The 13,918-nt window shown below is 61.8% G+C and carries 12 protein-coding genes; 2 read left to right on the forward strand and 10 right to left on the reverse strand.

The features are described 5' to 3' along the window. Positions 1 to 31: 31 nt before the first annotated feature. The 7 genes from QLG07_RS03590 to galB form a co-directional block, all read right to left on the reverse strand. The gene (locus QLG07_RS03590) at positions 32 to 1,633 is read right to left on the reverse strand and encodes a GMC family oxidoreductase (RefSeq protein ID WP_282468496.1); all 1,602 of its coding nucleotides are present in this window, start codon (positions 1,631 to 1,633) and stop codon (positions 32 to 34) included. Further along, positions 1,626 to 2,153 carry a sugar dehydrogenase complex small subunit gene (locus tag QLG07_RS03595; protein WP_187498835.1) on the reverse strand — a complete coding sequence of 176 codons (528 nt, stop codon included), beginning with the start codon at positions 2,151 to 2,153 and terminating at the stop codon, positions 1,626 to 1,628. Before QLG07_RS03595 ends, QLG07_RS03590 begins: the two co-directional genes overlap by 8 nt. Before the next feature lie 16 nt (positions 2,154 to 2,169). Next, entirely contained in the window at positions 2,170 to 2,625 is a 456-nt protein-coding gene (locus QLG07_RS03600; RefSeq protein ID WP_282468497.1) for a heme-binding protein, read from the reverse strand. Between the two features lie 149 nt (positions 2,626 to 2,774). Continuing rightward, positions 2,775 to 3,659 (reverse strand): DUF1932 domain-containing protein, encoded by an 885-nt coding sequence (locus QLG07_RS03605; RefSeq protein WP_230048773.1) that lies wholly within the window; start codon positions 3,657 to 3,659, stop codon positions 2,775 to 2,777. 4 nt (positions 3,660 to 3,663) lie between these two features. Beyond that, positions 3,664 to 4,752, reverse strand: a complete 1,089-nt coding sequence (locus QLG07_RS03610) for a 4-oxalomesaconate tautomerase (protein ID WP_282468498.1) — start codon at positions 4,750 to 4,752, stop codon at positions 3,664 to 3,666. 3 nt (positions 4,753 to 4,755) lie between these two features. After that, positions 4,756 to 5,469 carry a 4-carboxy-4-hydroxy-2-oxoadipate aldolase/oxaloacetate decarboxylase gene (locus tag QLG07_RS03615; RefSeq protein ID WP_048917414.1) on the reverse strand — a complete coding sequence of 238 codons (714 nt, stop codon included), beginning with the start codon at positions 5,467 to 5,469 and terminating at the stop codon, positions 4,756 to 4,758. Further along, on the reverse strand, positions 5,466 to 6,206 hold the full coding sequence (gene galB / locus QLG07_RS03620; RefSeq protein WP_048917434.1) for a 4-oxalmesaconate hydratase: 741 nt from the start codon (positions 6,204 to 6,206) through the stop codon (positions 5,466 to 5,468). Before galB ends, QLG07_RS03615 begins: the two co-directional genes overlap by 4 nt. A gap of 165 nt (positions 6,207 to 6,371) precedes the next feature. On the opposite strand from galB, the gene QLG07_RS03625 reads away from it, so the two are divergent. Then, positions 6,372 to 7,556 (forward strand): LysR family transcriptional regulator, encoded by a 1,185-nt coding sequence (locus QLG07_RS03625; RefSeq protein WP_282468499.1) that lies wholly within the window; start codon positions 6,372 to 6,374, stop codon positions 7,554 to 7,556. An 82-nt stretch (positions 7,557 to 7,638) separates the two neighbouring features. On the opposite strand, the gene mscM is transcribed toward QLG07_RS03625, so the two are convergent. The 3 genes from mscM to rsgA form a co-directional block, all read right to left on the reverse strand. Next, positions 7,639 to 10,974 (reverse strand): miniconductance mechanosensitive channel MscM, encoded by a 3,336-nt coding sequence (gene mscM, locus QLG07_RS03630; protein WP_282468500.1) that lies wholly within the window; start codon positions 10,972 to 10,974, stop codon positions 7,639 to 7,641. A gap of 9 nt (positions 10,975 to 10,983) precedes the next feature. Continuing rightward, complete coding sequence (gene asd, locus QLG07_RS03635; protein ID WP_099753549.1) at positions 10,984 to 11,883, reverse strand: archaetidylserine decarboxylase; 900 nt, start codon at positions 11,881 to 11,883, stop codon at positions 10,984 to 10,986. 97 nt (positions 11,884 to 11,980) lie between these two features. Next, complete coding sequence (gene rsgA / locus QLG07_RS03640) at positions 11,981 to 13,042, reverse strand: small ribosomal subunit biogenesis GTPase RsgA (protein ID WP_048917411.1); 1,062 nt, start codon at positions 13,040 to 13,042, stop codon at positions 11,981 to 11,983. A 101-nt stretch (positions 13,043 to 13,143) separates the two neighbouring features. Between rsgA and orn the strand changes: the two genes are divergently transcribed. Continuing rightward, positions 13,144 to 13,689: an oligoribonuclease gene (gene orn / locus QLG07_RS03645; RefSeq protein ID WP_048917432.1), complete on the forward strand. Its 546-nt coding sequence runs from the start codon at positions 13,144 to 13,146 to the stop codon at positions 13,687 to 13,689. Positions 13,690 to 13,918: the final 229 nt, after the last annotated feature.

Here is a 13,918-nt window from a genome sequence, read left to right on the forward strand (position 1 = left end):
GGTGCTTAAAACAATTTTCATCGGGTGCTCCTTACAGGCTGGAAAGAACGCTGTCGGCCATACGCAGTGCCAGCGCGGTTCCGGTCAGCGTTGAGTTCACCGTCGAGGCTGACGGCATGATCCCGGTTCCGGCAATAAACAGATTCGGGTGATCGTGGGTGCGGCAGTGGCCGTCCACCACGGAATCCTGCGGATTACTGCCCATGATCATGGTGCCGGTAATGTGCTGGTTATTGTCGTAAACGCCGCGCTTGCTGTAGATCGCCTCGCTGCCGCCCATCTCCTTCACCATGCGCTGGAAGTCGAGCATCGACTGGTCATAGCCGCGATGCACATATTCCGGGAAGCTGTAGTAGACCTCCAGCCGCGGAATGCCCCAGGCATCCTTTTCGGTTTTGCTGAGCGTGACGCGGTTCTGCGGTTCCGGCAGCATCTCCAGCAGGCACTTCAGCTGGACAAAGCGTTCGGACTGGAAGGCCAGCTTGTCGTTGAGCGCTTTGCCGTAGTAGCCCTGGCGCACCAGCCGTTCGGTGAGGTAGCGCACCGGCGAGGTATTGGCGAGGTCGATGCGCAGCGCCGAGCGCTCGCTGCGGAAATCCCCGTCGCGCAGATTATTGATGCTGCCCGGACGCATTGGCCCGCGGCCAAACCACACCGGCTCATCGGCGTAGAACTCCACCGACGATCCCGGGTGATCCATCAGATTGCGCCCGACCATGCCGGAGCTGTTGGCGATGCCGTCCGGGTAGCGTTCGCTGGTGGAGAGCAGCAGAATTTTCGGGCTTTCAATACCGTTGGCCGTCAGGACAAACTGTTTACCGGTGACGCGATGGCGCACTTTGTTCCGATCGAGGTAGTGCACCGCCTGGATGGTCCCTTTGTCATCAGCTTCAATGCGGAACACTACCGCATTGGCAACGATTTTCACCCCGGCATCCAGCGCCTTACGCGCCGAAATACCGCCGTGATACTGCGCATCGATCGGGCAGACCGGCATACAGTTATTGTTGCCGCAGCAGGCCGGGCGGCCATCGTAAGCGATGCTGTTGCGCGCCTGCGGGCCAATACCCACCTCATAGCCCAGCGGGCCGAGGCGCTGCCTGAGGCGTTCGAAGCCGTACGGCAGCGGAATGCCGGGCAGCGGGTAGGGGCGCGAACGCGGCGACGCCAGATCGCTGTCGCCGGAGACGCCCATCTGGTATTCGGCGTCGCAGTAGTACGGCTCCAGTTCGGCGTAGCTGATGGGCCAGTCGCGCCCGATGCCGTACAGAGAGTGGATGCGCATATCGTTCGGCAGCAGGCGAAATGCCTGGCCTGCCCAGTGCCAGGTGGTACCGCCGATGCCGCGCAGGTACTGGGCGCGATAGGGGTCCGGCCCTTTCTGGATCAGGTAGTTATTATCGGCAGGAATAAACTTCGGCTGCGGTGCCCACGGCTGCGGCGGGAAGGGTTCGGTAAAGTCGCCTTTAAACGGCGAGTTGCGAAAATACTCCACCGCTTCGTCGCGTTTAATCTCCGGCCCGGACTCCAGCATCAGCACCGAAGCGCCCGCGTTGGCCATCTTCAGTGCCGCCAGCGAACCGGCAATCCCGGCACCAATCACCACCACATCGGCGCTTAATGAATCAGACATGTGCTCTCCTTGCTGGCGGCTGCGTCCAGAAATCAGGTTGCCCCGGCGCATAGCTCGGCGGTAACAGGGAATCGCGAACCAGCCGATAGCTGGCAATATTTTCAAAGGCAATACACTGCGGGCGCGGCAGCGGGCCGACCACGCCGAGATACCAGCCGGAAACCAGCGCCTGGTAGAGGTCGTTCAGCGCTTTAGGCTGCGCCGCCAGCAGCGTTAACAGGGCGCTGCCGTTGGCATCAGGCTGCTGTTGCAGCAGCGTGTTGAGCGTATCCAGCTGGCTGTCCAGCTGGGGGAAATGGTCATGCAGCCAGCTGTACAGGCGCTGGGACAGCAGGGCATCCGGCTGGTCAAAAGCGGTCAGCCTGACGGAGATGGCGCGAAAACTGGCGGACGGTGCCACCGCAGCGGCCAGCGGAGGGCTGGCAAAGGCCAGGCTGGCGGGCAGCACCTGAGCCAGGACGCCAGCCACCAGCAGGCCCGCCGTGCCGGTCAGTAACCGGCGGCGTGAGAGAGTTATCATCAGAATTCCCCTGGCGTTATTTCAGTGCCTGAGCGGCAGCCTCTGAAGCCTGATTGTCCAGCTCCTGTTTCGGCGTGCTGACGCCGACGGCGCCGACCACTTCATCCTGCAGAGCCAGCGGATAACCGCCGCCGAGTGCGATGGCATGCGGGATAGCCAGCACGGTGGTTTCGCCACTCTGCAAGCGCTGCATAAATTTCAGCGAGGGGGCGTGATACAGCGCGGAGGTGCGCGCTTTACCGATTGCCGCATCGACACAGCCCGGCGAGGCGCCATCCAGGCGCTGGAAGGCAAGCAGCGTGCCGCTGGCATCCACCACGGCGACGCAGCCGGTGCTGTGCTGCGCGCTGATACTGTTTTTCACGCTGGCGATCACCCGGTCAGCGTGAGAGGCGTCCAGCTGCGCCGCTGCGGCCTGGCCGATGCCAGCCGCCAGGAGTAGGGAGAGGGTTACAGATGCTCTAAGTTTCATACATTGCTTCCTGATATCCATTCACCGGTGAGCGCACTGGCCCCGGTATTTATTTTTTTCAGACGACCATCTCGTCGCCGTTACGCTACGCCGTTGCCCATAGCCAGGCAACGCGCGATAAACAAAACTCATGCCTCTATCCACATAACTCATTGTGCTGGATAGATCTTATCCAGCGTCTCCTGCCAGACAAACGGAGTGAGCTGCTGATACTCCAGCGATCGCGCCTGCAGTGCGTCCACCAGCCCCTGCTGGGTTGTGACGATGGCCGCGCTCATGGCGGGTGGAACCCCGACGTCGCGCAGGGTTTTCACCACTTCCTGCATCTCTTCGGCGCGGCGCTGGCCGTGCTCCGCCACGCGGCTAATCAGGTAGTGCGGCAGCTGTCCATCCCAGCCGAGCGAAGGGAAGCTGGCGTGCAGTGAGTCGAGCACCGCCTGCTCGACGCCGTACTGCCGCGCCGCGCTCAGACACTCAGTGGTCAGGGCTTCCAGCCCTTTGATCATGATGCTGCGGCACATCTTAATGGCCGAAGCTTCCCCCACTTCGCTGCCCAGCAGGCGGCTGTTAAGACCGAGCTGCAGCAGCAGGGCATTAACTGCCTCAGCCTGAATTCCGCCGACCAGCAGCGGCGTGGCAAGGCGTTTTGGCGGCACCGGGGCCATCACGGCGACGTCGATATAGCTGGCCCCGTGCGCACCCACCGCGTCGGCCGCCGCGCGTTTGGTATGCGGGGCCACCGAATTCAGATCGAGGAAGTGCTGCCCGGCCTTGAGCAGCGGCGCGGCCTGCTGCGCCACGCCCAGCGCCTGGGATGCGGTGACCGTGGAGAAGACCAGCGTGGCGCTCTGCAACGCCTCAGCCAGCGAGGGCGCCAGCCGCACGCCGCTCTGCAGCGCTTTTTCCCGCAGCGCGGGCAGGCTCTGCGCCTCCAGCGCTTTACGGTCCCACACCGTCAGCACATGGCCCTGCGCCTGTAAGTCATGGGCCAGGATGCCGCCCGCTTCGCCAAAACCGATAAAGGTGATGTTCATAACGCTACTCCTTGCTCAGCGGCCAGACAGCCGCAGGGATGAGGACTTCCCCGGCAAAAATGGCGCGCGCGGTGCGCAGCAGCCCGCAGCCCGCCAGCGGATTATCGCCAGCGCGCTGCAGCAGCACGCTGAACTCACCGCTGGGATGCTCCACGCTCAGGCGCTGCTGGGGGGCGTTGCTGATGCGCGCCAGCCCGTCAGCAACGCTGCCCGGGATCAGGCAGGCGCTGGCGACGCTGACCGCGCCGAGCACGCCAATCGACGCGTGACAGCGGTGCGGGATAAAGGTGCGCGAGCTGACAGCACCGCCGTGGCGCGCCTCGGCCAGCAGGGTGACTTTCGGCACCGTACGCTGGCTGACGTCGCCCAGATTCATGCGCGGCCCGGCCTGCAGGCGAATCGACTCCAGCCGCTGCTTCAGCTCGCTGTCGTTATCCAACTGCTCACGGCTCTCATAGCCGCTGCGGCCCACATCGGCGGCGCGCAGCAGCACCACCGGCATGCCGTTATCGATACAGGTGACGTCGATGCCGTCAAAGCGATCGCGCGGCTGGCCGGTCGGCAACAGCGCCCCGCAGCTCGATCCGGCAATCTCTTCGAAGGTAAGGGCGATCTCGCCCGCGGTGCCCGGCACGCCATCGATGCGCAGATCGCCGTCATAGTCGACCTCGCCGCCTGGGGTGGCGAATTCCGCCTCGGCAATCTGCCCGGTGTTTTGCATGAAGATGCGCACGCGGGTACGCTCACTGCCCGCCGTCACCAGCCCACGCTCAACGGCGAATGGCCCCACGGCGGCGAGAATATTGCCGCAGTTCTGCCCGTAATCAACGTAAGGCCGATCGACGTTGACCTGGGCAAACAGGTAGTCGACATCCGCATCGTCACGGCGGGAAGCGCTGACGATCGCCACTTTGCTGGTGAGCGGATCGGCGCCGCCCAGACCGTCTATCTGGCGGATATCGGGCGAGCCCATGACCGCCAGCAGCACCCGGTCGCGCACGGAGGGATCCGATGGCAGATCGTCTGCCAGGAAGCAGGCGGCTTTTGAGGTGCCGCCGCGCATCAGTAAACAGGGGATGCGGCGCTGGCGCATGGGTCACTCCTCCAGTTGCTCAAGCGTGTCGACATAGCGCAGCCCTTTTTCCGCCAGGCGCGGGCGCATCTGATAGATATCCAGCCCCAGCTCGCCTGCCGCCATGCGGTCGCGCTTGCTCTCTTCCAGCGCTTCGCGCTGCTGCGCTTTTTCCGCCACGCTGGCGGCTTCGCGGCGCGCTACCACCACCACACCGTCGTCATCGGCGACGATCACATCTCCGGGCCAGATCGGCTGCCCGGCGCACACCAGCGGCACATTGACCGAGCCGAGCGTCTCTTTCACGGTGCCCTGCGCATACACGGCCCGCGACCAGACGGCAAAGCCCATGGCACGCAGCGTGCGGGTATCACGCACGCCAAGGTCTGCCACCAGCCCGCGCACGCCGCGTGACTGCAATGAGGTCGCCAGCAGATCGCCGAAGTAGCCGTCGCTGCACGGAGAGGTGGGTGCAACCACCAGCACGTCCCCCGGCTGGCAGAGTTCTACCGCCACGTGGAACATCCAGTTGTCACCCGGCGCCACCAGCACGGTGACTGCACTCCCGGCGATGCCGCAGTCCTGCTGGATGGGGCGGATGGCCGGGTCCAGCAACCCTTTTCGCCCCTGGGCCTCATGGACGGTGGCGACGCCGGAGCGGGCCAGCGCGTCAATGTCGCTGCTGGCTGCGCGTGGGATCTGGCGCACGACGACGCCCTTTTTACCGATGATGCTCATGCCAGATCCTCCGTCACGCGTGGGAAGATACTCTGGTAGCCTTCGCCGTAAACGATGTCGCGGCTGCTGGTAATCCCGACGTTACGTTTGGCCTGCACGCCGCGCTGCTGCGCCACCCGCGTGTAGTATTCCCACAGATGTTCCTGCCCGGCCATGCACTGGATGGCCTGATATTTTTTGTCCCACACCGTGGTGATATCCAGCAGCACGTCCGGCTTCCAGCTGCACTGCTCAGGCTGATGCGGTTCAAAGCAGTAGACCGGCGGCGCCCCGATGATCTTCTCGCCCGGGCGGTAACCTTCGGCCTGGGCGATGATGCGCGCTTCCTGCGCCAGATGCGTGGCCATCGGATGGTCATAGTTGTACGGGTCCTGCAGCGAGTGCGTCAGCACAAAGTGCGGCTGCACGCGGCGATAGACGTCCGCCAGACGGAACAGCGTCTCTTTATCGGGGCGCAGCGGGTAGTCGCCGAGATCGAAAAATTCGATGCTGGCGCCGAGGATCTCCGCTGCGGCCTGCGCTTCGCTGCGGCGGGCCGCCTTCACTTTGGCCTCGCTCATCTCACCCTTGCGCCACAGCTTGGCCGATTCGCCACGCTCGCCAAATGAGAGGCAGACCACGTGGACGTCATAGCCCCGGGCATGGTGCAGAGCGATGGCCCCACCCGCGCGCCAGACGAAATCTGCCGAGTGGGCGCTAACCACCAGCGCGGTTTTTTTTGGGGTGTTCTCAGTCATGGCACTTCCTCCGCTGTTTTTTTCCATGCTGTCACCGCCGGCGCGGTGGCGATAATTCATTTGATTGCAGCGGGTATGCGTTTTATTTATATTGCGACTTCGGACGGTGGCGAAAACAGGCAGGGAATCAGAGTGGAAAATGCAACGCAGGAACTGACAAACCTGATGCAAATCAGAGCATTCAGTCAGGTGGTCGCCCAGGGGAGTGTCTCCCGTGCTGCGGATGAATTATTTCGCACCCAGTCGGCAATAACCCGTGCAATTCGCGATCTCGAACTCACATTAGGCGTGACGTTATTTGAGCGTCACGCCGGGGGAATGATGCTGACCGACCTCGGCAAATGCGTGCTGCCGCGCGCGCTACGGGCAATTGATGAACTGCATCAGGTGCCGCAGCGTCTGGCAAAACTGCACGGGCGCGCGGGGTTGCGCAGCGACGCGGAGCCGCTGTGGTTATTCAACGTGCGTCGCCTGCAAATTTTTATCACCCTGTGCCAGACGCGGCATATGCAGACAGTGGCGGCCCGGCTCGGGCTGAGCCAGCCAGCGGTGAGTGCAGCGCTGCGCGTGCTGGAAAACGGCGCGGGCGTCGCACTGCTGGAGCGCACCCCACACGGCATGATGCCGTCGCTGGCCGGGCGTGAAATAGAGCCTAACGTGCGGCGAGCGCTGAATGAACTGCGCCATATTCCGGCCGATATCGCCGCCCGCAGCGGGGTGCTGGAGGGGACGGTGCGGGTCGGTGCTCTGCCGCTGGGGCGCACGCGCATTCTGCCGCAGGCGATTGTGATGCTGACGGCGCGCTACCCTGGCGTGCGGGTGGTGACCAGCGAAAGCGCGTTTGGCGTGCTGGCTTCTGAGATGCGCTCCGGCGATATCGATTTTATCTTTGGGGCATTGCGGCGTGATGAAGAGGCGCTCGACGTGACGCGTGAAACGCTGTTTTCCGAGCGCATGGTGCTGCTGGCGCGCCACGATCATCCGCTGGTGGGGCGTGACATCTCCAGCGCCGATCTGCGGGCGGCGCGCTGGGTGCTGCCGCGTTCAGCAACGCCTGCCCGCCATCTGCTGGACAACAGCTTTCAGGCAATGGGCATCCCGGCGCCTAATCCGGTGGTGGAAACCGGCGATCTGGCGCTGGTGCGCGGGCTGCTGATGCAGTCTGATATGCTGGCGGCGGTCTCCGCGCATCAGCTGGAAGTTGAGCTGGCCTTCGGCGCGCTGGTGGCGCTGCCGGTACCGCTGCCGGATACCGAGCGCGCCATCGGGCTGACGGTGCGCGCCGGCTGCCTGCACTCCCCGGCAGCCGATGCGCTGATCCGCTGTCTGCGCGAGGTGTGTGCACCCTGAATTAGCCCTCCCTCTGACCGGTTAGCGCACGTTAAGCGAACGAGATCGGGGATATTTCATGGGCAGCCGCGACATGCCTAAATCACAATCCGCCTGACTTATAATTTCTCGCCGCCGGCGCGCCGTTGCTGGCCGGCGTTTTACGACCGATAGTCTCCATGCGTACCTGGAACGGTGGGAACGGCATCTCCAGCCCGTGCTCATGATAACCGCGCAGGATCAGCTGATGCAGCTCATGGCGCAGCGGCATGCGGTGCCCCATTTCAGCGGCGTGAATACGCAGCTCAAACAGCTGAATACCCTGCTGTAAATCCACCAGGAACGCTTCCGGCTGCGGCGTATCGAGCACATAACTGCAGCGCTGTGCCGCGGTCAGCAGCACGTTGGTGACCTCTTCACTGTTGGCCTCTGCCGCGGCGGGTATGGTCAGCACCACGCGCGTCACCGGATCGGTCAGCGACCAGTTGATAAACTGCTCGGTGATGAAGGCCTTGTTCGGCACGATAATCTCTTTGCGATCCCAGTCGGTAATCGTGGTCGCACGCGTATTGATGCGCGTGATGCTGCCGGTGAGGTCGCGGATAGTGACGGTATCGCCGATGCGGATCGGTTTCTCAAACAGGATGATCAGGCCGGAGATAAAGTTGGCGAAAATCTCCTGCAAACCAAACCCTAACCCGACCCCTAAGGCCGCCACCAGCCACTGCAGCTTCGACCAGTCGACGCCGAGCATGGAGAAGCCGCTCAGCCCGCCAATCAGGATCAGCAGATACTTGGTGATGGTGGTGACGGCATAGCCGGTACCCGGCGTCAGGCTGAGGTGCTGCAACAGCGCCAGCTCCAGCAGGGCAGGCATATTGCGCACCAGCTGGGTGGTGATAATCAACACCAGCACGGCGATCAGCACCGATCCGAGGGTGATCGGCTGCAGGTTCTCCACCCCCTGCACGGTGGTGCTGACATCCCACAGGCGGATGTTTTCGAGGAAGCCGAAGGCAGAGTGGATCTCCGACCACAGCACGATCACCGACACCAGCGCGATCAGCGTCAGGATCGAGCGCACCAGCCGCAGCGACTGTGCGCTGATGGCATCAAGGTCGATCACCGGCTCTTCCACATCGATATTATCGGCAGCGGTTTGCTGCGCAGTCAGCTCCTCTTCACTGCGTGCACGCTGTGCCAGAATCTCGGCGCGGCGCTGACGGGCGCGATCAAAGGCGATGCGGCGGCGCTGGATCAGCATCCAGCGGCGGATAATGTGGTAAATCACCAGCAGCAGGAACCAGATCGCCACCGAAGTTTCCAGCCTGGCCAGCAGCGCCTGGGCGGTGGCCAGATAGCCGATGCAGGAAGCCAGCGCCGCCAGCAGCGGAATGGCGATCATCGCGTTCCACAGCACGTTATTAATAAAGTTCTCGCCGTTACCCTCTTTATCCAGGTGCAGCGGAATACCGGCGCGTTTCAGGCTGACGGTCACCATGCTCAGAGCGCCACAGATCAGGATAAAGCACAGGCGACCGAGGGTGGCCGAAAATTCGCGGTCTTCGAGGTTATCAAAGGCGATCAGCAGCATGATCAGCGGCACCACCAGCCCGATGCACAGCGTGTAAAAGCGCATCGCACGCGCCACGCGCGCCTGCGGCCAGCGGAAATGAACGATAAACAGCCCCTGAGAGCGGGCGAAGCTGTTACTGATCATAAACGCCCACAGCAGCGGCACGCTGGCGGTGACGCCATCGCCAATCGCCACGGCAATCGGATAGGGCCAGGCGTGCTGTAAACCGTAGCCGAGCGCGGCCCACAGCACCGGCAGCGGCAATGCCACCAGTATTGACCAGAATACGGTGCGCATCGTCAGGCTGAAATGGTCCTGCGTGACTTTGCCGACTTTGCTGGAGGCACGTTCAAGGAAGCGGCGGAAGTGGCGGCGCGAGCTGATGCTAAAGCCGACCAGCAGGATCGCGCCGATGATCGGCAGCACGGTTTCACGGCTGGTGACCATCATCACCATCGCCCCGCCGAGCTGGCCGAGGGTATCCAGCGACAGCAGGCGTTGCAGATCGCGCGCCAAATCAAGCGGATAGCTGAAGCTCAGCGCGCTGACGTCGGCGGTCCAGAACAGATAGCGGTGGGTGGCTTCTTTGACTTCGTTCAGCGCATCCACCAGCTGGCTGTTGCCCACTTTCAGCTTGGTGACTTCCAGAATCAGGTTATCGCAGCCGGAGAGCAGGGAGGTCAGCAGCTCGCGCTGGGTTTTCAGCTGCGCCTCGAGGATGCGTTTCTGCTCGTTGGTCAGGTTACTGTTATCGTCCTGACGCAGCTGGCGCAGCGACTGCTGGCGCTCCAGCAGGTCTTCATAGTGCAGGCGCTGCACGCGCAGCTGGGCCATTTCACTGTCGAGCTGCTGCGGTTTAGGCATATCCGGCAGGCGTGATACCTGAGCGCGCAGCGCTTCCCCCAGCACATTCGAGACGCCGAGCCACTGTGACTGCTCACGGATGGTGCTCAGCGCCTGGCGCACCTGAATCGTCTGGTTAGCGGCGGTGCGCTGCTGCGAGGCCACCAGATCCATGCGCTGCGCCTGCTGGTTCAGCGCGGCGGAGAGCTCGCGGTTGACGCGGAACTGATCGGTGATACCTCTGGGCATGTCGCCGCTGTTTTCCGCCAGCTGTTCGGTGCGCGCCAGCGCCATTTCCGCTTCACGCTGACGCAGGCCGTTGAGCTGATTGCGCAGGTCCTGCAGGTAGGCATCCAGCTCGGCGGACTTGCGCTGGTGGACTTCCGCGCGCATGCGCGCCAGCTCCTGACGATTGTTGGCCGACAGCTGCGCCAGCTCCAGCTCGTCAACGCGGGCCTTCTGCGCGGCGGACTCCGCCTGGCGCTGTGCCAGCTGAGCTTGGCCGAGCGGGGTGGTGGCAGCGGGCTGCCCCTGCAGGCGGCGTTCGATTTCATTGAGCGCGCGGCGCGCTTCGGTCTGCTGCTGCGGCAGCTGGGAAAGGGAGTCACTGATTTCGCGCGCGCGGTCCTGCTCCTGCTGCGCCTGGCGGCTCTCTTCCAGCAGCTGGCTGCTGACCTGTAGGATCTCCTGATCGAGATCGGCCGCGCTCATATTGCTGCGCAGCGTTCTGCTGCTGTCGGTCAGATTGACGATTTGCTGGCGCAGTTCGCGCGAAAGCTTAGGGAAGTCATCAATAACCTGCTGGTAATCGTTTGAGCGCTGAAGGGACTCCTCGCGTTCATCCAGCCAGTTAATCGTGCCCTGCAGGGCGGCGACAAGTTCCGCCTGATTCGCGGTGGTTTTGTCTGACTTTGCCTCATCAAGTTCCTGTTTGATCTGCGCGGCATCCGGTGCGCTGGCGGCATAAACCGGCTGGAGCAAGCTCCAGCCTAACAAAAGCGTGAGGATCAGGCGTGACATGGCGCTCTGCTATGGGTGATGGAGGACGTCTTCCGCACTCTCTTTCTGGAGTGCGATGGCCAGCGTTTCGCCAAGGCGGGTTTTACTCTCTGCCGCCAGGCTCTCTGCCAGTTTCACTTTACCTGCCGCGAACAGGTTGATCACCGTGGAACCCAGCTTGAAGCGGCCCATCTCCTGGCCCTTCAGCAGCACCACGGCGCCTTCTTCGTCAGCACCCGGCCAGCTCCAGCGCTTGATTACGCCTTCACGCGGCGGGGTCACGGTGCCGGACCAGACGGTTTCAATGCTGCCGACAATGGTGGCGCCCACCAGAATCTGCACCATCGGGCCAACTTCAGTATCGAAGCGGCAGATGACGCGCTCATTACGGGCAAACAGGTTGGGAATGTTCTGCGCGGTCAGCGGGTTTACCGAGTACAGGTCGCCCGGTACGTAGATCATTTCGCGCAGGATACCGTTACACGGCATATGCACGCGGTGATAGTCGCGCGGGGCCAGGTAGGTGGTAACGAACTCGCCGTCGCGGAACATATCGGTCATCGCGGCGTTTCCGGCCAGCAGCGCTTCCAGCGAATAGGTGTGGCCCTTCGCCTGGAAAATCTGGTCGCCGTGAATGCGGCCCAGCTGGCTGATGGCGCCATCGGCAGGCAGGATAAGCAGGTTTGGGTCAGTCTCAATCGGGCGGGCATCGTCACGCAGCGGGCGCACGAAGAAATCGTTAAACGTGCGATAGCTGGCGGTATCGGGTTTCTGCGCCTCTTTCATATCCACTTTGTAATACCAGACAAAAGCATCGATAACGGCTTTGGTCAGCCATCCTGCACGCTTGCTGGCACCCCAGCCTGCCAGTTCAGTCAGGGCTTTTTTAGGCAATACATTATTCAGGCCGAGTTTAATACGATCTAACACGTTAGCCTCCTGGCTTGGCAAGACACTCGATAAAAGGGGGCGGATTGTAGCAGCGCCGGCAGGATTAGGCTATTGCCTGCCTGCGGGCGCGCCCCGGTCAGTCTTTGTCCGTGGTAAAGTTGCGGCGCGTTTTCGCCTGCACTTCAGACATCGTTTCCAGAATCAGGTGGTAGTTAACAAAACGCGATTCGTCGATCTCACCTTTTTCCACCGCTTCGCGGATGGCGCAGCCGGGGTCGGTGTCATGCTTACAATCGCGGAATTTGCAGCCACCTAAATAGTCACGGAATTCGACAAATCCCTGGGTGATTTGTTCCGGCTCCAGATGCCATAAACCAAATTCACGCACGCCCGGCGAGTCAATCACATCGCCGCCGTGCGGGAAGTGGTACAGGCGTGATGCGGTGGTGGTGTGCTGGCCCAGGCCCGAGTTATCGGAGACGTCATTAGTAAGGATCTCCGCGCTGCTCAGCTCCAGCCCCAGCAGCGCATTCAGCAGGCTGGATTTGCCCACGCCCGACTGCCCGGCAAAGATGCTGATACGGTCGGTGAGCGCGCTTTCCAGCTCCGTCAGACCCTCTTTGCGATGGCTGGAGACCATCAGCACCTTGTAGCCAATATGGCGATAGATATCCATCTGCTGGTCAACGAACCTGCGGCCATCCTCATCCAGCAGGTCGGTTTTGTTCAGCACGATCAGCGGCTCCACGCCGAGCGTTTCGCAGGCCACCAGATAGCGGTCGATAATGTTCAGCGACAGCTCGGGCAGAATGGCCGAGACCACCACGATCTGATCGATATTGGCGGCAATCGGTTTCACGCCGTCATAAAAGTCAGGGCGGGTCAGCACCGAGGTGCGCTCGTGGACGGCTTCAACAATGCCTTTGACCGTGGCTGCGCCTTCAGCACCCGGGCGCCACAGCACGCGGTCCCCGGTCACCAGCGAACGAATAGTACGGCGGATGTTGCAGCGGTGAACTGAACCATCCGCATCTTCCACATCGCAGTGCATACCAAAACGGCTGATCACCACGCCATCACGCGCTTCCCCGAACAGATTGTCATCTGGCTCGGGTTTATCAGCACGCTGCTTCAGGCGACGATCGTGGTTGGCACTTACGCGACGTTGCTGACCTTTGGATAGTTTGTTTTTAGTCACTGTTCCTCACACCCTGTTCGGCATATTTCGCCCTGGCAGGGCAAAACGTCTATCATACACGCTAATTGTGAACAATGCCGCTCAACACCGTGAGACCCGATATGACTGCTAATGCTAATAACCTGATTTGGATTGACCTTGAGATGACCGGGCTGGACCCGGAGCAGGACCGGATTATTGAGATCGCCACGCTGGTGACCGATGCCGATTTAAACATCCTTGCGGAAGGCCCGGTGTTTGCCGTGCATCAGTCTGACGCGCAGCTGGCGCTGATGGATGAGTGGAACGTCAATACGCATACCCACAGTGGCCTGGTGGAACGCGTCAAGGCCAGCCAGTACGATGACCGCGCCGCCGAGCTGGCGACGATTGAGTTCCTTAAACAGTGGGTGCCGCACAACAGCTCGCCGATTTGCGGCAACAGCATCGGCCAGGATCGCCGCTTCCTGTTCAAATATATGCCGGAGCTGGAAGCCTACTTCCATTATCGCTATCTCGACGTCAGCACCCTGAAAGAGCTGGCGCGCCGCTGGAAGCCGGAGATCCTGCCAGGCTTTAAAAAGCAGGGTACCCACCAGGCGATGGACGATATTCGCGAGTCCGTAGCCGAGCTGGCCTATTACCGCGAACATTTTATTCAGCTTTAATTGCCTGAAAGCAGGCTGTTTTCGCGCCAGATTGCCGATTAAAACCCCATTACGCTGCTTTAATCGGCAGTCAGACGTAAAAGTGAAAATTTTTAGCGGGACAGGGTTGCTACAGGATAAAATCCTCGTATAATGCGCACCCCGTACCGGTGAAGAATTTACATCGTTACGCAGAGCGGGAATAGCTCAGTTGGTAGAGCACGACCTTGCCAAGGTCGGGGTCGCGAGT

It is taken from the genome of Erwinia sp. V90_4 (genome assembly GCF_029967685.1).
GTDB lineage: Bacteria > Pseudomonadota > Gammaproteobacteria > Enterobacterales > Enterobacteriaceae > Erwinia > Erwinia aphidicola.

What these genes read in the sequence shown, in the direction of transcription:
- QLG07_RS03590 (WP_282468496.1), bottom strand. Translation starts at nt 1,633, where the DNA reads ATGTCTGATTCATTAAGCGCCGATGTGGTGGTGATTGGTGCCGGGATT.
- QLG07_RS03595 (WP_187498835.1), bottom strand. Translation starts at nt 2,153, where the DNA reads ATGATAACTCTCTCACGCCGCCGGTTACTGACCGGCACGGCGGGCCTG.
- QLG07_RS03600 (WP_282468497.1), bottom strand. Translation starts at nt 2,625, where the DNA reads ATGAAACTTAGAGCATCTGTAACCCTCTCCCTACTCCTGGCGGCTGGC.
- QLG07_RS03605 (WP_230048773.1), bottom strand. Translation starts at nt 3,659, where the DNA reads ATGAACATCACCTTTATCGGTTTTGGCGAAGCGGGCGGCATCCTGGCC.
- QLG07_RS03610 (WP_282468498.1), bottom strand. Translation starts at nt 4,752, where the DNA reads ATGCGCCAGCGCCGCATCCCCTGTTTACTGATGCGCGGCGGCACCTCA.
- QLG07_RS03615 (WP_048917414.1), bottom strand. Translation starts at nt 5,469, where the DNA reads ATGAGCATCATCGGTAAAAAGGGCGTCGTCGTGCGCCAGATCCCACGC.
- galB (WP_048917434.1), bottom strand. Translation starts at nt 6,206, where the DNA reads ATGACTGAGAACACCCCAAAAAAAACCGCGCTGGTGGTTAGCGCCCAC.
- QLG07_RS03625 (WP_282468499.1), top strand. Translation starts at nt 6,372, where the DNA reads ATGCAAATCAGAGCATTCAGTCAGGTGGTCGCCCAGGGGAGTGTCTCC.
- mscM (WP_282468500.1), bottom strand. Translation starts at nt 10,974, where the DNA reads ATGTCACGCCTGATCCTCACGCTTTTGTTAGGCTGGAGCTTGCTCCAG.
- orn (WP_048917432.1), top strand. Translation starts at nt 13,144, where the DNA reads ATGACTGCTAATGCTAATAACCTGATTTGGATTGACCTTGAGATGACC.